The organism is Stenotrophomonas sp. YIM B06876, assembly GCF_030711595.1.
In the GTDB taxonomy this organism is placed as follows: Bacteria; Pseudomonadota; Gammaproteobacteria; order Xanthomonadales; family Xanthomonadaceae; genus Stenotrophomonas.
Map to the genome: position 1 here is coordinate 1 of NZ_JAUJUJ010000439.1, position 661 is coordinate 661.

Consider the following 661-nt stretch of genomic DNA (forward strand, 5'->3'; position numbering starts at 1 on the left):
GCTTTGCGCGATGAGGAACAGCACGGCGCCGATGACCGAGCCGTAGATCGTGCCCATGCCACCGATGACCACGATCAGCAGCACGTCCATCATGATTTCAAAGCTCAGCGAGGTGTCCGGCCCGTTGTAGCGCAGCCAGAGCGCCAGCATGCAGCCCGCCAGCGTGGCAAACAGCGCCGAGAGCACGCTCGACGTGGTGCGGTAGACCACCACGCGGTAGCCTATGGCCTCCGCGCGGAATTCGTTCTCGCGGATCGCCTGCAGCACGCGGCCGAACGGCGAGTTGACGATGCGCAGCAGCGCCAGCACCAGCGCCACGGCCACCACGAACAGCAGGTAGTAGCACAAGAGGCGCCCATCGAGCGACACGCCGAGGAACGGCTCGTCGGCGAACTCGAAGCTNGATCGCCTGCAGCACGCGGCCGAACGGCGAGTTGACGATGCGCAGCAGCGCCAGCACCAGCGCCACGGCCACCACGAACAGCAGGTAGTAGCACAAGAGGCGCCCATCGAGCGACACGCCGAGGAACGGCTCGTCGGCGAACTCGAAGCTGGGCGACAGGACCGCGGGCACCTTGAAGCTCAGCCCGTCCTCGCCGCCCGTGATGTCCGACAGCTGCGAGGCCAGCGTCTGGAATGCCGCCGCCACGGCCAGCGTGAT

1 protein-coding gene is annotated in these 661 nt (G+C 66.8%); it reads right to left on the bottom strand.

Annotated features, from left to right (window positions below; all coding sequences use genetic code 11):
• Positions 1-369, bottom strand: a 369-nt coding sequence (locus QZH66_RS17820) for a branched-chain amino acid ABC transporter permease (RefSeq protein ID WP_305807144.1), incomplete at its 3' end; no start/stop codon positions are given.
• Positions 370-661: the final 292 nt, after the last annotated feature.